The following is a 20,398-nucleotide window of genomic DNA, read 5'->3' on the forward strand; positions in this document are numbered from 1 at the left end:
TAGCAACCGTTTTACCCCAGGCGTCCCATGACCACCAAAACGAAAAAAACCGAGAATTCCCAGTACCTTGGCAATCTGATTCGTATTAAAGGGGCGCGTCAGCACAACCTTAAAAATGTCGACATCGACATTAAAGCCGGTGAAATTACTGTGTTCACCGGTGTGTCGGGCAGTGGTAAAAGCTCATTGGTGTTCGACACCCTGTACGCTGAAGGCCAGCGCCGTTATGTTGAAACCTTCTCGCCCTATGCACGCCAGTTTCTGGACCGCATGGACAAACCCGACGTAGACAGCATCGAAGGCGTGTTGCCAGCCATTGCCATTGACCAGGCCAACCCCGTGCGCACCTCCCGAAGCACCGTGGGTACGATGACTGAAATCAACGATCACCTGAAGTTGATTTATGCCCGCGCCGCCCACCTGCATTGCCGTCAGTGTGGCCAGTGGGTGCGGGAAGACACAGTAGCCACCATCAAGCAATCCATACTGGACAAAGCCGCCGCACAAAACGATCCACGCATCGTGATTACCTTCCCGGTGCGCGTGCCCGCCAAGTTCACCACCCAGGAAATTGAAGATTTTCTAAGTGCGCAGGGCTACACCCGCATTCACCGGGAAACACCGATTAAAAAAGGCCGCAGCGTAGTGGAAAAACTGCTGGATGTGGTTCAAGACCGTTTCCGTGTGGCAGGTGTTGAGGAAAGCCGTTTCAGCGACGCTGTGGCCAGCGCCCTGCATCGCGGCAAAGGCAAAGTGAATGTGTTTGCACTGCCCGAAGACGGAGGTGAGGAGCAAGCGCCTTGGCGTTATTCCGAAGGCCTGCACTGCGCCACTTGCGATCTGGATTACTCCAGCCCGCTGCCCAGCCACTTCAGTTTCAATTCACCCTTGGGTGCATGCGACACCTGCCGTGGTTTTGGGCGGGTGATTGGAATTGATTATGGCCTGGTGATTCCTGATGAAAACAAATCGCTGGAAGAGGGTGCGGTAAAACCCTGGACTACGGAAAGCTTTAAAAGCTGCCAGAAAGACCTGGTGAAATTCGCCAAAAAGCGAGGCATTGCCACGGACATTGCCTACAAACATTTGCCCGAAGAACACAAGTTGTGGGTGATCGAAGGCGATGCGAATTTTGACGGCAATTGGGATGGCCATTTGTTCTACGGCGTCGCCCGTTATTTTGAATGGCTCGAAAGCCGGACCTACAAAATGCACGTGCGCGTCATGTTGTCCAAATACCGCAGTTACACGCCGTGTGGCGATTGCAATGGCGCACGCTTAAAGCCCGATTCACTGCTGTGGAAATTGCCCAGTGAATCGGGCCAACACAGCATTCATGAAATTATGCAAATGCCATTGTTGAAGGTGGCACAACTGTTTAAGAACCTGCAATTGCCTGGTGCTCTGGACGAAGCAAGCGATTTGGTATTGCAGGAAATTCGCACCCGCCTGGGTTTTCTAATTCAAGTGGGTTTGGGCTATTTAACACTCGACAGGCAAAGCAGAACGCTCAGTGGTGGCGAAGTACAGCGCATTAATTTAACCACTGCATTGGGCAGTTCGCTGGTGAATACTTTGTTTGTGCTGGATGAGCCCTCGGTTGGTTTGCACCCGCGCGACATTGCGCGCGTGGCCCAGGCCATGCAGCGTTTGAAGGAAGCCGGTAACACGCTGGTGGTGGTGGAGCATGACCCGCAATTGATGAACCAGGCTGACCGACTGGTGGACATTGGCCCCGGCCCTGGCGAGGCGGGCGGCAATATTGTGTTCGATGGCGCCCCATCCAAAATTGGCAAGGCAAATTCGCTAACTGCCCGCTATTTGAAAGGCGAGTTGAAGGTGGTGGAAGCCAGCCAACCTTTGGGTGATTCGAAAGAACACATTGCCTTGACGGGTGTGCGTGCCAACAATTTAAAGAACATTGATTTCAAATTGCCGCTGAACCGGCTGGTAGTGCTCACCGGTGTTTCAGGTTCAGGCAAAAGCACCTTGGTGCAAGACGTGCTGGTGCCTGCCATTAAAAAGATAAAAGGCGAACCCACGGAAGCACCCGGCGAGTTCGATTCCCTTGAAGGTGTTGAACATATTTCGCAACTGGCCTTTGTGGACCAAAGCCCGATCGGTAAAACCACCCGAAGCAACCCTGCCAGCTATGTGGGCGCCTTTGATGAATTGCGCAAGCTATTCTCCAAAACAAAAATTGCAGTTGAGCGTGATTACAAACCCGGCTTTTTCAGTTTCAACAGTGGCGATGGCCGCTGCCCCATGTGCGGCGGCAATGGCTTTGAGCATGTGGAAATGCAATTCTTGAGCGACGTGTATTTGCGCTGCGGCGAATGCAATGGCACACGCTATCGCCCCGAAGCACTGGAAGTCACGCTTGAACGAAAAGGCCAGGTGTTGAACATGGCTCAGGTGCTTGAACTGACTGTAGACCAGGCACTTGATTTGTTCGACAAAGACACGGCCCTGTTAAAAACACTGCAACCACTGGCACAGGTCGGCTTGAACTATTTACGTTTGGGGCAACCGGTGCCCACGCTGAGTGGTGGTGAAGCGCAACGATTGAAACTGGCCGGTTTTCTGGCCAACTTGAAGCCCACCGCAAGTGGTCAAAAAGTGGCCAAGCGTGGCGATTTGTTTGTGTTTGATGAACCTACGACCGGTTTGCATTTTGATGATGTGGCCAAGCTGATGCGTTCGCTGCGCTTGTTGCAGCAGGCAGGGCACAGCGTGTTGATTGTTGAGCACAACCTGGATGTGATATGTGCCGCCGACTGGCTGGTCGACCTGGGCCCCGAGGCGGGAGAGTACGGCGGTGAACTGGTGGCCCAAGGCACGCCGGAACAGCTGGCGAAAAACAAAGCCAGCCACACGGGTGTTGCGATCAAGCAGTACCTTGCGCAAACCAATTTGCTGGATGCTGCCGATTTAAACAAGGGAAGCAGTGATTACCTGGTGGCTGAAGCCGCCGCGCTGTATGGCCTGAACACTGCACACACCAAGCGTGGTTTGACCGACGGCATTGAAATTCTGCATGCCCGCGAGCACAACCTGAAGAATGTCAGCCTGACGATTCCACGCGAGAAAATGACGGTGATCACAGGCCCTTCCGGCAGTGGGAAATCCACACTCGCCTTCGACATTCTGTTTTCTGAAGGTCAACGCCGTTACCTTGAAAGCCTGAACGCCTACGCTCGCCAATTTGTGCAGCCTGCTGCCAAGCCCGATGTGGATGCCATTTTTGGCATTCCACCCACAGTTGCGATTGAGCAGCGCACAAGCCGGGGTGGCCGTAAAAGTACAGTGGCCACGGTGACTGAGGTGTACCACTTTCTGCGCCTCATGTTTGTAAAACTGGGTATTCAGCATTGCCCCACTTGCGAAGTGCCCATCGCGCCGCAAAGCATGGACAGCATGCTGGCGCAAATCATGCAGCATTACAAAGGGCAGGAAATTACCTTGCTGGCTCCGTTGGTTCAGGGACGCAAGGGCATTTACAACGAAATTGCCAAGTGGGCTGTAGACCGCGGTTATGAACGCCTGCGTGTCGATGGTGAATATGTGCCCACCAACCCTTGGCCCAAGCTGGCCCGTTATCAGGAACACCACATTGAATTGCCTGTTAAAACCTTGAGCATTCAAGCCAAAGGCGAGAAAGAATTGCGCGAAGTGTTGGCACTTGCGCTTGAGTATGGCAAAGGCACCGTCATGGTGGAAGCTCCTGGCAAGAAAAGCGAATCACCTTCCATCCGCTTTTATTCCACCAAGCGCGCCTGCCCCAGTTGCGCACGCAGCTTCCCTGAACTTGATCCACGTTTGTTCAGCTACAACAGCAAGCACGGTTGGTGCGCCAGTTGTTTCGGTGTGGGCGAAGAAGTGGAGGGCTTTGATGCCGAAACCACGGGTGAAGAAGGCAAGTGGCTTTCCGAGCAAGACAAGAGCGCTGAAGATGGTGCGGAGGGAGATGAAGGAACCTACCTACGTGAAGCCGCTGTATGTGGTGCTTGCAATGGCCAACGCCTGAATCCCACCGCGCTGGCCGTTAAATTCAAGAACAGCAACATTGCCCAATTGGCAGACCAAACCGTGAGCGACGCACTGCAGTGGGTCGATCAGCTTGAGCTGGACGAACGCGAAAGCGCGATTGCCAAAGACATTCGCATTGAAATGGCCGGGCGCTTGAAATTTTTAAAACAAGTGGGTCTGGATTACCTGCACCTGAACCGCAGCGCGCCTACCCTGAGTGGTGGTGAGGCGCAACGTATTCGCCTGGCCTCGCAGCTGGGAACCAACCTGCGCGGCGTGTGCTATGTGCTGGACGAACCCACCATTGGCCTTCACACCCGTGACAATCACCGCTTGCTGGATGCGCTTGAAGAACTTCGCGCCAAGGGCAACACCTTGGTGATTGTTGAACACGACATTGACACCATGCAACGTGCCGACCGCCTGGTCGATATTGGTCCCGGCGCAGGCAAATTGGGCGGTGAAATTATTTCCCAAGGTACTGTGGCAGAGGTAACAGCAGACATAAATTCGCTGACAGGCCGCTACCTTAAAAACCCGATTCCACACTTGTTAAAGCCCAATCGCCCTGTTGAAAAAGACACTGCACGATTGAAAATCAAGGGTGCAAAACTGCACAACATCACGGGTTTGAATGTGGATATTCCTTTGGGCCGCTTGGTGGCCATCACCGGTGTTTCCGGCAGTGGAAAGTCAACACTGGCACGCGATATTCTGTTGGCCAATATGCGCCAGTATGTGTTGAATCAAAACAAGAAGGGCAAGCCCACACACAACTGGTTTGCTTGCGATGCCATTGAAGGTGCTGAGCAAGTGGCACGGGTGCTGGAAGTGGACCAGACCCCGATTGGTAAAACACCGCGCAGCTGCCCGGCCACCTACATTGGCTTCTGGAACCGAATTCGCAATGTGTTGGCCGACACCATTGAAGCCCGCATGCGTGGTTTCGCGGCCAATCGCTTCAGTTTCAATGCTGGCCCAGGCCGTTGTCCGGTGTGCGATGGACAGGGCATGCAAACCATAGAAATGAACTTCCTGCCCGATGTGAAAGTGGTGTGCGAAGCTTGCCGTGGCAACGCTTTAACCCGGAAACCTTGCAGGTTACCTGGCGGGACAAAACCGCGGCTGAAATTCTGAACATGAGCTGTTCGGAAGCGGCCCCGTTCTTTGAAGCCCACCCGGCTATTGCACAGGCTTTGCAGTTGCTCAATGATGTTGGTTTGGGTTACCTGACCATTGGCCAACCCAGCCCCACGCTAAGCGGTGGTGAAGCACAGCGAATCAAGCTGGTGACCGAACTGGTGAAGGTGCGTGAAAACAAAGCGGGCGTACAAATGAGCCCACCCACCTTGTATGTGCTGGACGAGCCCACCGTGGGTTTGCACATGAACGATGTTGAGAAGCTGATTGCCGTGCTGCACAGATTGGTGAATGCAGGGCATACGGTGGTCGTAATTGAACACGACCTGGACTTGATTGCGCAAGCCGATTGGGTAATCGACATGGGCCCCGAGGCTGGTATTGGCGGTGGACAATTGGTGGCGCAGGGCAGTCCGCAAGACCTTGCAAAAGCAAAAGGCAAGAAAGCGGGGCACACCGCAACCGCGCTGGCGCAGTTTTACACCAGTAGAACCTGACAGTAATCAATAGCCAGAGGAACTTTCTGGCCACATTTGTTCCTTAAGCGAAAGGGGATGCGTTCCCCGTCGTTTTGCTGTTTTCAAGCAAGGGGAATACATGCCGGCCAGTCTTTCCGAAGTAGGTAATTCATCCTCCTTACCTCCTCAAAGTGTAGCTGCGGAAATCGCCGCGAGTTCTTCCTTGGGTCATGGGGCCATGGGTGAGGGCGGTGTGTCAAAGACCGCACTGGCTATCTGGAAAAAACTCAGTGAAAGTCTAGCTGAGAATCCCTCCGCCCACTGGAATGAGGCGCTGAACACGGCAGATGAGCTTGCACGGTCTGTCTGTGGTCAAAACCTGGCTATGGATTTGCAGGCCGATTTGCTGGGTAATTTCAAATTGCTCGAGCAAACCTTGAGCAAACTGAAAATTCTACCAAGCGAGGAGTTCCTTGATCCCCAGGCTTTTATCAAGACCAGGCTGGCGGTTCTGAAACTCAACATCGTGACCGATGCCGAGGATCTCAGAAAACTTCAAAGTCTCAGCACCCATTCATCCAATTAATCAGAACTGACTATCCGGAGTACCTAGCCATGACCACCCCAACGACCACCGCAGTACCCAGTGCTATCAGTCAGCGCACAGTATCGTCCAGCGCTGCAACTGGCAAGTCAGGTTCAGGTGTCCAAGCGGTGCTTACCCCCGGTTTGGCTGCTACACAGCGCAATGCAAACTTTGGCAAAACACCCCTTGAACAACCCCATGTCATTGACATGATGAAAGCGTGTTACAGGATGAATGGCACCGAAGAAATCAGTGAGGCACTCAATGCCCTGATTGATGGCCTGGTTAAGAAAGTAGAGGAGGGTGGTGGTCAAAAAGCAGAAGAACTCAAGTCCATGATTGTTGAAATACTCAAGAAAGCCGATCCAGTGCCCGCGAGTTCATCTTCGTTCTCTTTCCCGTCTGATGCAACAACTGCCACTCCATCCATTTCCGCAGTCGAGTCTTCATCGTTAGTCGCCACACCCACCACCTCTGCCCAGTTGGCGAAACCAGAAACAGGTACCAAGCCATCAAGTTCATGGTTGCGGTGGATTGGTAGCTTTTTCAGTGCTGCACAGGATCAAGCTGCCGCATTGAATGCTTTGCAGCAAGTTGCGGTCAAGGAAGGTGTGCCGGCGAAACTCGCGCAGTATCACAAGCAGCTCGAATTGGACAAGGTTACCAAGAGAATTGCCGAACTGACAGATACAGGTTCGCTTGAACAAGTGCTGAATGAGGTTGATGGCAGGGCCAAGACGCTGGTTGCGATCACGTCAAATGAAAAGAAGTCGATTGTAGATCTTGTCCGAAAAGCGGATTTGAGCAACAGGAAGCAAGGCCAGGTAATGGGTGTTCAGAAATCGGTCATTGAGGCTTTTCACTCGGCTGGCGGGGCGTTATCTGCATCGGGTGGCTCAGCCGGTGTTTCCAATCATGCAGAAGCAAAGGTTGTTCAGAAATGGTATCGAGCCGCCAAGTCCCAGCAAGTTATGCATGAGAAGGCTGTTCAAGGGTACAAGATGATTCAGTCCAAATTGGAATCGTCTATCCGAGATGTTGTGGGACCCAACAAAAACATCCTTGAGTTGAGTCAGGTCGAACTGAGTGAGTTGGGGAAAAAGCTTGACGAGTGGGGGACTCGGGAGCGAAAGAAAAAGTCTGAACTTCAGGAACAGTTAGAGCAAACAGGTCAAGAGCAAGATGGTGCAAAGGTATCTGGGTTGCTGAATGACCTGGATACATGCGAAAAAAATATTAAAGGTATTGAGGACCAGAAGAAAAAAATCGCAACGCTTTCACGCACGGTAGGCTTGGCAGAAATGGATCTCAGAGTGATCAACGGTTTGTCCGATAGGTTTGCTGCGGCGCCTGGCTTCCAAGCCAACGCGCTGCCATGTAGCTTGCCTTTGCTGGCCAATGGCGTTGAGTCGCCTTCTGTCAAAGACGGTTTTAGCTTGAATAAGGCATTGGAATACGGGCGAGCTGGAGCATCGTCGCGATCAGCGGCTTTAAAAATTGGTCTGTCCGAGTTTGGTTCCTGGTTCAATACTTTTGACAGTCAGGGAAAGTCCACGCATTCAACAACACGCGGGGAGAAGCTGCCCTTTCTCGCCGAGTTAGGTGGTTCACTGAAAAACCCGGGCGGTGAACGCTCAGAAAAAGTGTTGAAGTTTTTGGGCACAGCAGATTGTGATTCACCGCAAGGGTTGGATAAGAACGGCAGAATATTCATTCATAAACTGGCAGCTGCAAATGTGAGTGCAGCCGGTTTCAATTCAAAAACCTTGGCACTGAGCGCGCCATCGTTGGCTTACAAAGTGGAGTCCAGCTATTCGCGTAAATCTCAGGAGCATGTGGGAGCCCGGTTGAAGGTACTTGAAAGTTTGTCAGGAACTTTGCAAGCGGAGATTTTTAAAGCGGGAAAACCTGTTGATATCACACACGCCGTAATTACCGACCAACATGCCGTGGAGGCTGCCTCACTGATTCTCGCGGCCATGCCCAATGACTTGTTGACCACAAATCACGCAGAGGTCGAGCGTTTCATGAAAGCGCTGAAGGCGTTCGAAAACAAAGTTGAGCTAGCAGGGCAGCAGAACAATGGGCAGGTTGGTCCCAAAGATCTGGAATCTTTCAAGCAGGAGTTGAGCACTTTTCATAAAAAAGCTGCCTTGTGGATTTCAGAAAGAGACACCGCTGGCGCAGAACAGTCCTTGGCTGCAGCAAGAGAAATTTCCAAGGAGATAGCTGAGAATCGTCGCGGAGGTGTCTTGCGACGCATTTCGGTGAACGTGGGTAATTTTGTGAACCTGGCTGGGGGCAAGGCAATTCGTGAGAGTTTCTCGGCAATCCAGAATTATTTTGCCAACGTTAACCAGAAAGAACGGTTGCGCCAACAGCTCGGAAAAACAGAGAACATCGCAACAGTCTTCGAACTCAAAGCGCAGTTAAAACCGCTATTAAGTTCAGCAGATGCAAGTAATGCACAGGTGCTCATCAATTATCTGGAAGGCAAAAGCCTGACTGTCAAATTGCAAGGACAACTCAGCCCACAACTCAAGAGGACCTTGGTTGAGGTGGAAAGTTTTGTGCAAAAGCTTTGGAAGTCTTGTGGCCACGGAAAGCCCCTGCCGAAGGTGATTGAGTGGTCCTCCTCACTCGATCAGTCGCCTTCTAAACTTTTGGTCGGGGCTGCCAATGATCAGCCAATCAAGGTCAATCGTTCTGCTGGTTCAGCTAAAACAAGCAGCCCAATCAAGCCTATGTCTGAAATCGCGATTATCGACAAGCTGCTGTCAGCGCGTGGTCGCAAAATTCAAGAGGTGTCTGGCCAGGGGAATCGCTGCTGGTTGCGGGCAGCGAACGCCAGTGCAATTTCTTATTCAGATATCCAGGATGTATCACAGCGCGTGTTCGATGCGCTGGAAAAGGTGAAAGCGGATTGGGTCACTAAAATTCAGCCAGACGCAAACAAAGCGGGCATGTTGATTGATGGTTATGAGCCGTATTGGCCTGCCAATGTGGATGAGGTGAAGAATATTTATCAAGCACTTGTGGCAGCAAAAGACCTTGGGTATCGAATTGGCGATGCGCAAATTGAAAACAATTTGCAGAAAATGACCTTGCAGCTGGCCATTCCTCGGCTAACAGGTAATGTCCTGGATATTGTCGGTACTTCTCGTTCAAGCAAAAATGAAGGCACAACCGAAGCCAACGAATTGGCACAAAACCTGAGAGAACTCTCGGGCATGGCTGAGGTTCAAGGTGACCGTCAAATCATTACAGCATTTTTTGAGTCACTTGATTCGAAGGTTGATTTTATTAGCGACAAGGACCGTGTAAAAGACCTGGATTCCAAACAAGCCAATCAGGACACAGTACTCCTCAAACATTCAGGGGCGTCGGTGCACTCTGGGCACTATCGCTTTTACTCCAGGCACAATTAATTCACTGACGACTGTGCTCGAGCAACTGGAATCATGAGGTTTTTTTATCGCCAATTTTGCTTTCCTTTCCGGCAATCAGATTCGCAATATTTTGTTTGTGACGGTAAATAAGCAGGGCAGACATGATTGCAATTGCAGCCGCTTGCCCGTTGATTCCAAATAGCAGCACATTGTAGAACACAGCGAACAGCGCGGCGATCAGTGCTGCCAATGAGGAATAACGGAAAAAGTAAGCAATCACAACCCAAGTAATGGCGGTGGCCAAGCCCAAAACCCAATTCAGGCCAAGCAGCACGCCAAGTGCGGTGGCCACGCCTTTGCCGCCTTCAAATTTGAAGAATATTGGGTACAGGTGACCAATAAATGCAGCCAGTCCAATCCAGGCAATGTCCGTGCGGGTGTAACCCAACTGGTCTTGAAAATGAAAGGCCAACGCCACTGCAAGCGTGCCTTTCAAGGCGTCACCCAGCAAAGTCAGCACGGCGGCTTTTTTATTGCCACTGCGCAGCACATTGGTGGCGCCCGGGTTTTTTGAACCGTAAGTGCGTGGGTCGGCCAAACCCACGAATTTGGAAACAACCACTGCGAATGAAATTGAACCAATCAGATAAGCGATTAGCAGGCCAGCGGCAAAGTTAAGCAAAGGTGTCTCCTGGTTATTGGGCTTTGGCGTCGATTTTAGCGACTTTTTGATCGTGGGTGGCTTTGATTGAGCAAGGTGTGCAGGTGTTCTTTGGCCACGTGGGTGTAAATCTGGGTTGTGCCAATGTCAGCGTGGCCGAGCAGTAACTGCACCACGCGCAGGTCAGCGCCGTGGTTAATCAAGTGCGTGGCAAATGCGTGTCGCAACACATGCGGGCTCACGGTTGTGTTGATTCCGGCAATCAAAGCCAGGCGCTTTGTGTTTTTCCAGAAACCTTGCCGGGTCATCGGGGTTCCAAAATGGGTGACAAACAAAAAATCGCTGGTTTTCCCCTTCAGTAACTCGCCACGGGCCTGCTGCAAATACAGCTGAATTGCCAACCTTGCAGGTTCACCCATGGGTACCAAGCGTTCTTTTTTGCCCTTGCCCAGTACCTTGACAGCCCCCACATTCAGGTCAACGGCGCGCAGGGGCATATTCACCAATTCACTAACCCTCAGGCCGCTGGCATACATGAATTCAAGCATGGCTTTGTCACGCTGCCCTGCTGCGTTACTCAGGTCGGGTGCAGACAGCAGGTCCAGCACTTGTTTCTCGCTCAGGGTTTTGGGGATGCGTAAGCCGCGTTTTGCACTTTGCAGTTGCGAGCAAGGGTTGTCCTCGCGTTGCCTGGTGGTGTTCAGCCACAGGTAAAAGCGTTTGTAGCTGCTTAATTTGCGGTTCAAGCTACTGGGTTTTAATTCCAGTAAATCATGTACGTGGTTGCGAATATGTTCATTGCTGGCTTGAAGCAGGTTCTCAGCAAAGTGCTCGTCCAGCCAGTTCCCCAGTTGTTGCAAGTCGCCGCGGTAAGCCTGCAGCGTGGCTTTGGCCAATCCTTCTTCAAGCCACAAAGTGGTGCAGAATTCGTCGATGAGATCGGCATTGCTCTTCATTGTGGTGCTGGCAGCATGTGAAAATAAAGGTCATCATACCTTTAGCAGCATCAAGGAGTTTTGTTTTATGTCGATCGCAGATCTTCGAAAAGACTACACCCAAGCCACACTCGATGAAGCCGACGCTCTGGCCAATCCATTCGACTTCTTCAAGCTTTGGTTTGAGCAGGCATTGAATGCCGATTTGCCTGAACCCAATGCCATGACGCTGGCCACGGTGAACGCCAAAGGGCGGCCCTCAGCACGCATTGTGTTGATCAAGGGTCTGGATGCACGGGGTATTACTTTCTTCACCAATTATGAAAGTCGCAAAGGTCAGGAATTGACGCAGAATCCGCATGCAGCTCTTCTGTTTCACTGGACAGAATTGGAGCGGCAGGTCCGGATCGAGGGTCGGGTAGAAAAGTGCAGTCCTGAAGAGTCGGATGCATACTACCTGTCGCGACCGGCTGGTAGCCGCTTGGGTGCTTGGGCTTCGCCTCAAAGCCAGGTGATTGATTCCCGCGAGGTGCTTGAAGCCCGGGTGCGTGAGGCCCAGGAAGCGCAGCAGGGTGATCCGCAAACCCGCCCACCATTTTGGGGTGGTTACCGTTTGGTGCCCGATTTTTTTGAATTTTGGCAGGGCCGGCCATCGCGACTTCACGATCGCCTGGCCTACACCTTGCAAGGTGATTCATGGGCAATGTCCCGTCTTGCCCCTTGATGAATGAGTAAACCTGTTCATGGTCAATAGCAAAACCGGCAAAGCCGCCACACCGCCACTGAAAGTACTCCTGGTTGACGAAGAACCAGGTCGGGCTGCCATACTGGAACGCGCCTTGCTAGATGCTGGTTATGTGTTGGTATCCCGTCTCAGTTCCGCTGATCGTTTGGTTGAGCATGTGGCGGTGTCCCAACCCGACATTGTGATTGTGGACATCGACTCGCCCGATCGCGATTGCCTGGAAAATATGGCGGTGTTGTCTCGCAGCAATCCAAAGCCGGTCATCATGTTTTCGGATGAAGACAACGAAGACACCATTGCCAGTGCCATCAAGGCTGGTGTGAGTGCCTATGTGGCCGATGGCATGAACCCTGATCGCGTTCGGCCTATTGTGCAGGTGGCAGTGGCCCGTTTTCGTGAATTTCAGGCGCTGAAAAACGAGTTGCAGAAAACCCGGGATCAACTTGCTGACCGCAAGCTGATCGACAAAGCCAAAGGCCTGTTGATGAAGCACCGCAATTTTAATGAAGATGAGGCCTACCACGCCATGCGCAAGCTGGCCATGGAACGCAATCAACGCCTTGTTGACACCGCACGCAACGTGATTGAGGTGTTTGAAATGTTGGGTGGAGGTGGCTTGTGATGCAACAGGAAATTCGCATTGGCGTAATTGCCCTGACTGATTCCGCGCCATTCGTGGTGGCCCAAAAAATGGGTTTCTTCGAGGCGGAGAGTTTGACTGTGGAACTGGTCAAACAGGCGTCTTGGGCTACGCTGCGGGACAAGCTCGCGTATGGTGAAATTGACGCAGCACATATGCTTTCGCCCATGGCCATTGCGCTACAGCTGGGGTTGGGTGGCTCTCCCAAAAAAGAGGTGTTGGCGCCATTGGTGTTAAATCGCAGTGGCAACGCAATCACGGTCAGCAAGTCCTTGGCTGATTTGATATCTGGCTTGGTTGAAGGTGAAACACTGGGGTCAAAACTACGGGCTTCAAAATCGCGGGGAGAACGTGCCATGGTGTTTGGTACCGTATTTCCGTTTTCCATGCACACGTTGCAGCTTCGCCGTTGGTTGCGTTTGAATGATGTTGATCCAGATCAGGATGTATGTTTTGAAGTGGTTCCCCCGGTTCGAATGGTCGCCTCGCTGCAGGCCGGGTTGATTGACGCTTTTTGTGTTGGCGAACCCTACAATTCTTTGGCAGTCAACGAAGGCTTGGGTACTATCGTGGCTACTTCGAATAGCTTGTGGCCCAAGGCCCCTGAAAAAGTATTGGGGTGCACCCTTTCCTGGGCCACAGAAAATCCGCTTGCCTTGAGTGGTTTGTGCAAGGCGCTTCGACGTGCGTGTATTTGGCTAGAGAGTGGCGTGGAAAACCGCAGCAAGGCAGCCGCCTGGCTATCGACTTCGGATCACGTGAATTTGCCGGGCTCTGTACTTGAAATGGCTTTGTTGGCGACAATCAAGGATGGGACTGACCCGTTTATTCAGTTTGATGGTGCTGAATTGACTGAAGAGCAACGCCCCATGTTTGAATCGCTGGTGGTTGAAACCCATGCATTGACCAGTTCGCGGTCGTTGGACTCGACGCAGTTTACAATTGGCCTGAAGCCATTTGGTTTCTAGCCAATTGCATTGCACCGATGCTTTGATTACGCTGAAAGCAGTCATGTTGCTCGAAGTTGGAGTGGAGTATGTGGAGTGCACGGATTAACGCCCTGAGATCTTTATGGATCGTTTGTTTGGGCATTTCGTTTTCTTCTTTGAGTGCGCAGGCAGCAAGCCGCACTGACATTGACCATGCAATTGTTCAGTTGGGCAAAGCCGTGCCCGAAATGAAGCTTGAAGTTGAGCTGACAAAAACCTGGAGCAGGGCTTACGTGTCAGATCGTATCGAGGGCGCGCTGCTCACCATGGATCCTGATTTTTTGAGTCGTCTGACGCCAGATGGTGTGTTGTTTGTAATCGCTCATGAGTATGCACATGTGCACTTGGCGCATCAAAAAAAATTGGGTTTCAAAGCCATGGAGTTGGCTGGTCAGCCCACGCCTGATATGGCTTTTGATGCCATTGAACGCGACCCTGCAACCATGGAAAAATTGCACGCGATGAACCGCCAGTTTGAACTGGACGCTGATGAGGCCGCCACCAAATGGCTGGCCAGTTTGGGCGTTACTGCCTGCACCGAAGACGTGCTTCGCAGCATTGATGGTGCAGACATGATGATGCCAGTGGTGCCTTCACACCCCGGATATTACAGCCGCAGACAGGTGATTTGCAGAAAGTAAGCAAGCTGCTTGTGTTCAGGCAATGAATTTTCCTGGATCGAGGTTCATTGATTTTGCGAGGGCCTCGAACCTGGCTTTCTGGGCTGGTTGAATATAACTGCTGACCAAGGCTGAATTGACTTTTTGAAAGCCCTGATCTCCTCGTGCCACATGTTCCAGCAGTGTCCACGCGCACAAGCCTCTTTGTCTTTCCGATAACAAACCTGGGTTTTGAATTTGATTGTTCACCAAGTACGTGGACAATGCTTTGCGAGTGTTGACTTGAATCGATGGGACGTCTCGATCAATTGCATTGCAGTGAAAAACAATTTGTTGGCTTTGTTCGTTTTTTAGTGTTTCGCGGGCAATCGCCAGAGCCGCTTTCTTGGTGGGTCTTCCCTGTTCTTCCAGGCTGATTTGGCTGAGTGCCCTTGTCAATGAACTGATCGGGCGTGTACCGGGGTTGCTGTTGGTGTCTGTGATGGTCATGGCTTCAGATGCTTTAAAATTGAAAGGACCACTTAGTGAATAGCTAGCCCTTTCAGTTCCCTGTTGCCGGGTTTTTCATTAAACAGCCTGTGCAACCCACTCCACCCAATGGCGAACATCTACGGTCGCATCGCTTTCCAGATGACCCAGACAACCAATGTTGGCCGATGCAATCGCCTGTGGCTTGCCCGCCATCAAATTGGTCAGTTTGCGCTTCTTCAGTTCTTTCGACAGTTCGGGTTGCAATACGGAGTAGGTTCCAGCCGAGCCGCAGCACAAATGTGAGTCGGCAACCGGGGTTAACTGAAAGCCCAGGGTGGTCAACACGTTTTCAATGACGCCCTTGATTTGTTGTCCGTGTTGCAGTGTGCAAGGCGGGTGAAACGCAATGGTACCGGGTATGCGCTGCTGTTCAATGGCCGCTTTGACCTTGGTGCCCAAGCGGGCCAGGCCGTCCGCATTTTGCTGGGTAATGAATTCGCCGATGTCCAGTGTTTTGTCGCTGACCAGTTTGGCCTTGGCGGCGTATTCAGAGTCCTTCTCAAAGTGATGCGCGTATTCACGCACGGTAACCCCGCAGCCTGATGCATTCATCACCAAGGCTTCAGCTTCGCCGCTTTGCAGTAGCGAATACCAGGCATCAATATTGGTTTTCATTTGTGCCAAGCCACCGGCGTGGTCGTTCAGGTGAAACTTCACGGCGCCGCAACAACCCGATTCCTGTACCACCATGCTTTGAATACCCAGCGCATCGAGAATGACCGATGTTGCGGAATCAATGGACGGCATCATGGCAGGCTGTACGCAGCCCTTCAGCAAGATCACCTTGCGGGTGTGGGCTGTGTTGGCAAAGGGTAGGGTGGCGCGCTTGGCGGGCACTTTTTTCTTGATGCTCTCCGGCAGCATGCTACGCACTGCCTTTCCCATGGCCATCCCCGCGGTGAACATGGGGCGATTGGTCATCAACATTTTCAGACTTTCGCGAGTCAGCTTCTCGGCCATCGGGCGTTCAACCCGCTCATCCACAATTTTGCGACCAATGTCGATCAGTTGGCCATATTTCACACCGGAAGGGCAGGTGGTCTCGCAGTTGCGGCACGTCAGGCAACGGTCCAGGTGTTGCTGGGTTTTGCGTGTAACTTGCTTGCCTTCCAGCACTTGTTTGATCAGGTAAATACGACCGCGTGGGCTGTCCAGTTCGTCGCCCAGAATTTGGTAAGTAGGGCAGGTTGCAGTACAAAAACCACAGTGCACGCATTTGCGCAAAATGGCGTCGGCGGCTTTGCCATCGGGGGTGTCTTTGATCCAGTCGGCGAGTTGGGTGTCCATGCTTTCTACTTACAAAATGGGTGACAGGCGGTTGATGCTGAACACACCAGCCGGGTCGAATTGTTCTTTCAGGCGACGTTGCAGTTTCAGCATGACGGCATCGGGTTGCTGGAATGCATGCACGCGAGCTGCTTCGTTGCCGGTGCGGTACAGGGTGGCATGGCCGCCCACACGCTTGGCGATCGCGCGAATTTGCTCGGCATTGACCGTTGACGACTCATCAGCGCGGAACCAGCGCAAACCACTGCCCCATTCATGCACGCTTTGGCCGTGCATGGCCAAATCCACCGTGGTAGGTGGCACGGCCAGGCGCCACAAGTCACCTTCGCGGTTGAAAAATTCATGGTTCTGGTCGCGTACGCTGGTCCAGAAGGCCTGTGCCGGCGCCTGCGCTATTTCCTGCCCGCCCATGTTTTTAATTGCGGCCTGCACTGCGGCACTGGCGCCTCGCAGGCGAACAGTCAGTTTGCCGTTTTCAAAAAAAGTGGCTGAAATGGGCAAAGGTTTGGACAACCATTCATTGCTTTGGGCAATGGCTTTGTTCACGTCCATCTCGAACTGCAGGGTGGCCTCTGCCGGGGCAACCGGCATCACCTTGATCGACAATTCTGTGGCAATGCCCAGCGTGCCCATGCTGCCAGGAATAACACGGGCCACGTCATAGCCGGCCACGTTTTTCATCACCACGCCACCGAAGTGCAGCAACTGGCCCTTGCCATCCAGCAGCGTGCAGCCCAACACATAATCTTTCACGCCGCCTTTGCTTAAGCGGGCAGGGCCGGCAAGACCGCTGGCAATGGCACCGCCGATCGAGCCGCCTTCGCTGATGCGCGGGGGCTCAAATGCCAATTCCTGCTTTTGTGCAGCCAGCGCGGCTTCCACTTCAGCCAGCGGTGTACCCGGCTTAACTGTGATCACCAATTCCGTGGGCTCGTATTCCACAATGCCCGCCCATTGGCGCATGTCCACCTCTTCGCCTTGCAGGGGGCCGCCATAAAAATTCTTGGTGCCGCCGCCCACTGGGCGAAGTTGCGTGTTGTTGCGTGCAGCCAGTTCTACCCGTTTGCACAGGTCGTCGATAAAGTCGCTCATGGTCTCGTTCTTTTAAAAGCGGGGCAGGTCTGCGAAAGGCACTTGCCCGCCGTGCACGTGCATGCGGCCATATTCAGCGCAGCGGTGCAAGGTTGGAATGGCTTTGCCAGGGTTGAGCAAACCAGGTTCGTCGAAGGCTTTTTTCACCGCGAAGAATGCATCCAGTTCCGCGCGTGAAAACTGCACACACATCTGGTTGATTTTCTCGATGCCCACGCCGTGCTCACCGGTTACCGTACCGCCCACTTCCACGCACAGCTCAAGAATTTCGGCGCCGAAATCTTCAGCGCGTTTAATTTCCTCGGGCTTGTTGGCATCGAACAAGATCAGTGGGTGCAAATTGCCATCGCCTGCATGAAATACGTTGGCGCAGCGCATGTCGTATTTCTTTTCCATCTCGGTGATGGCGTTTAACACATCAGCCAGACGGCGACGGGGAATGGTGCCGTCCATGCAGTAATAGTCAGGCGACACACGGCCAGCGGCAGGGAAGGCATTCTTGCGGCCCGCCCAGAATTTCAGGCGTTCGGCCTCGCTTTGGGAAACTTTGATGGCTGTTGCTCCGCAGCCGTTCAGCACGCGCGTCATTTCGGCGATTTCTTCGGCCACTTCTTCCGGGGTGCCATCGCTTTCAAGTAGCAAAATGGCCTCAGCCTCGGTGTCGTAACCGGCTTTTACGAAGGGCTCCACCATCTGGCTGGCGCGCTTGTCCATCATTTCAAGACCTGCCGGGATAATACCGGCGGCAATGACTGCCGCAACGGCATTGCCCGCGTTGGCCACGTCGTCGAAGCTGGCCATAATCACTTGCGCAAGTGCGGGCTTGGGCACCAGTTTCACGGTCACTTCCGTGACCACGGCCAGCATGCCTTCTGAACCAATCACCAGGTTCATCAATTCAAGGCCGGGGGCGTCGGGTGCTTCAGAACCAAATTCGACGATTTCGCCTTCGATGGTAATGGCGCGCACTTTCAGTACATTGTGAACGGTAAGGCCATACTTCAGGCAATGTACGCCACCGCTGTTTTCTGCCACATTGCCGCCAATGGTGCAGGCAATTTGGCTGGACGGGTCGGGTGCGTAATAAAGCTGGTGCTGGGCTACGGCTTCGGAAATCGCCAAATTGCGAACACCGGGTTGCACCACTGCACTGCGAGACTGTACATCCACTTTCAAAATTTTGTTGAATTTGGCCATGCCCAGCAAAATACCGTGCTTGTGGGGCTGGGCTCCGCCAGACAAACCCGTGCCCGCGCCGCGGGCCACCACAGGCACGTTCAGGCGGTTGGCCAGTTTCAGGATCTGAATCACTTGTTCTTCGGTTTCAGGCAAGGCCACTACCATGGGCAGCTGGCGAAACAGGCTTAAACCATCGCATTCATAGGGTTTGGTGTCTTCGACCTCGTGCAGCACAGCATGAGCGGGCAGGATCTGGTTCAGTCCTGTGATGACCTCTGCGCGCTGGGCGGCGTTCAGTACAAAATCTTCGGTGGGCGCATTCATAGGGGTACCTCTGTGACAGCTTTAAAGAATACCTTTTTCAGACCAATATGGTAATTGGTGCTTGCCCGGAGCAGTTTTGCGTGTTGGTCAAAAGTGAATTGCTGATTCATTGATCTAGACCGGCGGGGCTTATCCGTCAACTCAGCGGGTTGCCGAGATATCGCCAACTCGGCGTGGTTGCCTGGTTCCGCACAGAAAACCGCTGTTTCCCTTTTTGAAGCAAGGCATTCAATTCACCCAAGCCCGACAAAACAGATGGTCGGGTCTTGGGTGTCGCCAATCGGCGAGCATTGAAGCCTTGGTTCAAACGGGGCGGTTTTCTTGAATGTGCGGAACAGGCAAACCCACTGCCGAGTCGGCTGGAGGTGAAGCACCCTCGGTCCGCCGGCGCCCGCGAGTCATCGGCTTGGAGCCCAATCAGCAGCGTTGTCCCGATCGCCATGCCTTCAAGAAAACCTGCCCGTTTGAAATCACACGCCGCGTTCGGCCGAAGGCTGACAATCCGATCGACCGTCAGTTTTGTCGAGCGGATTGAGTCAGTGTGAATTCAAAGAGGGATCAACAGGTTTTCTGGCAGGCGATTGGGATTCGCGCTGAGTGGGTGACAATGACGCGCCGAGTGGGTAACAACGACGCGCTGAGTGGGCGGTGAACCCGTCGAGTAAACCGGCTAGCGAGCCGCGAGCTCGCACCGTGGTCGCGTAACCATGCCGTAATCCCGAGCACTCAGCAGCGCTGGGTTCTCAGCCAATTGCATGGCTCCCGCAAACGCGATCATTGCGCCGTTGTCAGTGCACAGGCTAAGTTCCGGGAAATAAACCTCGACACCACGTTTGCGCGCTGCTTTCACCAATTGTTCTCGCAGCAATTTATTGGCTCCCACCCCACCAGCCACCACCAGTCGTTTGTGGTCTTGCTGAAGGCAGGCCGCCAGGGCCTTCTTGACCAAGGTTTCAACAATTGCTGCTTGAAAGCTGGCCGCAAGGTCGGCTTTGTCGGTGTCGCTGATCACCATGGTTTCAGAAGGCTGCTTGACGTCCGCCAGCTTCATAGCCGTGGTCAGCACTGCTGTTTTCAAGCCAGAGAAACTGAACATGAAGTCGCCGCTGTGCAGCATGGGGCGTGGCAACTTAAAGCGTTCGGGGTCGCCATTCTCAGCCAGTTTCGACAAGGCGGGGCCGCCAGGGTAAGGCAGGCCGATCATTTTTGCTGTTTTGTCAAACGCCTCGCCCGCCGCATCGTCGAGTGTTTCACCCAACAAGGCATAACGCCCCAAACCTTCCACGCCCATGAGTTGCGTGTGTCCGCCGCTGACCAACAAGGCCGTGAAAGGAAAGGCTGGCGGGTTGGCTGAAAGCAGGGGCGACAGCAAATGACCTTCGAGGTGGTGCACCGGAATAACTGGCAAGTTCAAACCCATGGCCAGGCTGTAAGCGAAGGCGCAACCCGCCATCAAGGCGCCAGGCAGGCCAGGCCCCGTGGTTACTGCAATCGCATCAACATCAGACATTGAAATGCCTGCTTGCGCAAAAGTGTCGTCCATCAACGGAATCAAGCGGCGAATGTGGTCGCGCGAAGCCAGTTCGGGTACCACACCACCGTAATCCTTGTGCATGGCAATTTGGGAATAAAGGGCCTGTCCTAAAATGCGGCCATCAGTTGCGCACAGCGCCACGCCGGTTTCGTCACAGGAACTTTCAAAACCTAGCACTATTTTTGGGGCAATTGCAGCGGGGGTCACTTTGGGCAGCCAGAACGTATTCAAGGCCGTATTTTAGCCCAGGCCTGCTGAA

Annotated in this window: 14 protein-coding genes and 1 pseudogene; 7 read left to right on the plus strand and 8 right to left on the minus strand. The window is 53.1% G+C overall.

Annotated elements, in window-relative coordinates; all coding sequences use genetic code 11:
- Nucleotides 1–27 precede the first annotated feature (27 nt).
- A pseudogene (gene uvrA / locus LMED105_RS09425) lies at nucleotides 28–5,666 on the plus strand (excinuclease ABC subunit UvrA).
- A 100-nt stretch (nucleotides 5,667–5,766) separates the two neighbouring features.
- Nucleotides 5,767–6,213, plus strand: coding sequence for a hypothetical protein (locus tag LMED105_RS09430; protein ID WP_008250556.1), 447 nt, complete (start codon nucleotides 5,767–5,769; stop codon nucleotides 6,211–6,213).
- Nucleotides 6,214–6,523: 310 nt separating this feature from the next.
- Here LMED105_RS09430 and LMED105_RS16810 read toward each other — a convergent pair whose 3' ends face one another.
- Complete coding sequence (locus LMED105_RS16810; RefSeq protein ID WP_232222737.1) at nucleotides 6,524–6,721, minus strand: hypothetical protein; 198 nt, start codon at nucleotides 6,719–6,721, stop codon at nucleotides 6,524–6,526.
- A gap of 67 nt (nucleotides 6,722–6,788) precedes the next feature.
- On the opposite strand from LMED105_RS16810, the gene LMED105_RS09435 reads away from it, so the two are divergent.
- On the plus strand, nucleotides 6,789–9,641 hold the full coding sequence (locus LMED105_RS09435; RefSeq protein ID WP_156799628.1) for a hypothetical protein: 2,853 nt from the start codon (nucleotides 6,789–6,791) through the stop codon (nucleotides 9,639–9,641).
- A 31-nt stretch (nucleotides 9,642–9,672) separates the two neighbouring features.
- Here LMED105_RS09435 and plsY read toward each other — a convergent pair whose 3' ends face one another.
- Nucleotides 9,673–10,284: a glycerol-3-phosphate 1-O-acyltransferase PlsY gene (gene plsY / locus LMED105_RS09440; RefSeq protein ID WP_008250557.1), complete on the minus strand. Its 612-nt coding sequence runs from the start codon at nucleotides 10,282–10,284 to the stop codon at nucleotides 9,673–9,675.
- Between the two features lie 35 nt (nucleotides 10,285–10,319).
- Nucleotides 10,320–11,219, minus strand: a complete 900-nt coding sequence (xerD, locus tag LMED105_RS09445) for a site-specific tyrosine recombinase XerD (protein WP_008250565.1) — start codon at nucleotides 11,217–11,219, stop codon at nucleotides 10,320–10,322.
- 67 nt (nucleotides 11,220–11,286) lie between these two features.
- Here xerD and pdxH point away from each other — a divergent pair, with 67 nt between their 5' ends.
- The 4 genes from pdxH to LMED105_RS09465 all read left to right on the plus strand — a co-directional run bounded on the left by pdxH (nucleotide 11,287) and on the right by LMED105_RS09465 (nucleotide 14,213).
- On the plus strand, nucleotides 11,287–11,922 hold the full coding sequence (pdxH, locus tag LMED105_RS09450) for a pyridoxamine 5'-phosphate oxidase (protein ID WP_008250567.1): 636 nt from the start codon (nucleotides 11,287–11,289) through the stop codon (nucleotides 11,920–11,922).
- Nucleotides 11,923–11,941: 19 nt separating this feature from the next.
- Entirely contained in the window at nucleotides 11,942–12,565 is a 624-nt protein-coding gene (locus tag LMED105_RS09455) for an ANTAR domain-containing response regulator (protein WP_008250569.1), read from the plus strand.
- Nucleotides 12,565–13,551 carry a CmpA/NrtA family ABC transporter substrate-binding protein gene (locus LMED105_RS09460; RefSeq protein WP_008250570.1) on the plus strand — a complete coding sequence of 329 codons (987 nt, stop codon included), beginning with the start codon at nucleotides 12,565–12,567 and terminating at the stop codon, nucleotides 13,549–13,551. Before LMED105_RS09455 ends, LMED105_RS09460 begins: the two co-directional genes overlap by 1 nt.
- A gap of 116 nt (nucleotides 13,552–13,667) precedes the next feature.
- Entirely contained in the window at nucleotides 13,668–14,213 is a 546-nt protein-coding gene (locus LMED105_RS09465) for a M48 family metalloprotease (RefSeq protein ID WP_008250573.1), read from the plus strand.
- 15 nt (nucleotides 14,214–14,228) lie between these two features.
- Here LMED105_RS09465 and LMED105_RS09470 read toward each other — a convergent pair whose 3' ends face one another.
- The 5 genes from LMED105_RS09470 to tsaD all read right to left on the minus strand — a co-directional run bounded on the left by LMED105_RS09470 (nucleotide 14,229) and on the right by tsaD (nucleotide 20,370).
- Nucleotides 14,229–14,681, minus strand: coding sequence for a hypothetical protein (locus LMED105_RS09470; RefSeq protein WP_008250575.1), 453 nt, complete (start codon nucleotides 14,679–14,681; stop codon nucleotides 14,229–14,231).
- Nucleotides 14,682–14,759: 78 nt separating this feature from the next.
- On the minus strand, nucleotides 14,760–16,010 hold the full coding sequence (gene glcF / locus LMED105_RS09475) for a glycolate oxidase subunit GlcF (RefSeq protein WP_008250577.1): 1,251 nt from the start codon (nucleotides 16,008–16,010) through the stop codon (nucleotides 14,760–14,762).
- A gap of 9 nt (nucleotides 16,011–16,019) precedes the next feature.
- On the minus strand, nucleotides 16,020–17,102 hold the full coding sequence (glcE, locus tag LMED105_RS09480; protein WP_008250578.1) for a glycolate oxidase subunit GlcE: 1,083 nt from the start codon (nucleotides 17,100–17,102) through the stop codon (nucleotides 16,020–16,022).
- A 12-nt stretch (nucleotides 17,103–17,114) separates the two neighbouring features.
- Complete coding sequence (locus LMED105_RS09485) at nucleotides 17,115–18,605, minus strand: FAD-linked oxidase C-terminal domain-containing protein (RefSeq protein WP_008250580.1); 1,491 nt, start codon at nucleotides 18,603–18,605, stop codon at nucleotides 17,115–17,117.
- Nucleotides 18,606–19,275: 670 nt separating this feature from the next.
- On the minus strand, nucleotides 19,276–20,370 hold the full coding sequence (tsaD, locus tag LMED105_RS09495) for a tRNA (adenosine(37)-N6)-threonylcarbamoyltransferase complex transferase subunit TsaD (protein ID WP_008250584.1): 1,095 nt from the start codon (nucleotides 20,368–20,370) through the stop codon (nucleotides 19,276–19,278).
- Between the last annotated feature and the right edge of the window lie 28 nt (nucleotides 20,371–20,398).

Source organism: Limnobacter sp. MED105 (assembly GCF_000170915.1).
GTDB lineage: Bacteria > Pseudomonadota > Gammaproteobacteria > Burkholderiales > Burkholderiaceae_B > Limnobacter.

What these genes read in the sequence shown, in the direction of transcription:
- LMED105_RS09460 (WP_008250570.1), top strand. Translation starts at nt 12,565, where the DNA reads ATGCAACAGGAAATTCGCATTGGCGTAATTGCCCTGACTGATTCCGCG.
- LMED105_RS09455 (WP_008250569.1), top strand. Translation starts at nt 11,942, where the DNA reads ATGGTCAATAGCAAAACCGGCAAAGCCGCCACACCGCCACTGAAAGTA.
- LMED105_RS09485 (WP_008250580.1), bottom strand. Translation starts at nt 18,605, where the DNA reads ATGAATGCGCCCACCGAAGATTTTGTACTGAACGCCGCCCAGCGCGCA.
- xerD (WP_008250565.1), bottom strand. Translation starts at nt 11,219, where the DNA reads ATGAAGAGCAATGCCGATCTCATCGACGAATTCTGCACCACTTTGTGG.
- pdxH (WP_008250567.1), top strand. Translation starts at nt 11,287, where the DNA reads ATGTCGATCGCAGATCTTCGAAAAGACTACACCCAAGCCACACTCGAT.
- glcE (WP_008250578.1), bottom strand. Translation starts at nt 17,102, where the DNA reads ATGAGCGACTTTATCGACGACCTGTGCAAACGGGTAGAACTGGCTGCA.
- glcF (WP_008250577.1), bottom strand. Translation starts at nt 16,010, where the DNA reads ATGGACACCCAACTCGCCGACTGGATCAAAGACACCCCCGATGGCAAA.
- LMED105_RS09470 (WP_008250575.1), bottom strand. Translation starts at nt 14,681, where the DNA reads ATGACCATCACAGACACCAACAGCAACCCCGGTACACGCCCGATCAGT.
- LMED105_RS09430 (WP_008250556.1), top strand. Translation starts at nt 5,767, where the DNA reads ATGCCGGCCAGTCTTTCCGAAGTAGGTAATTCATCCTCCTTACCTCCT.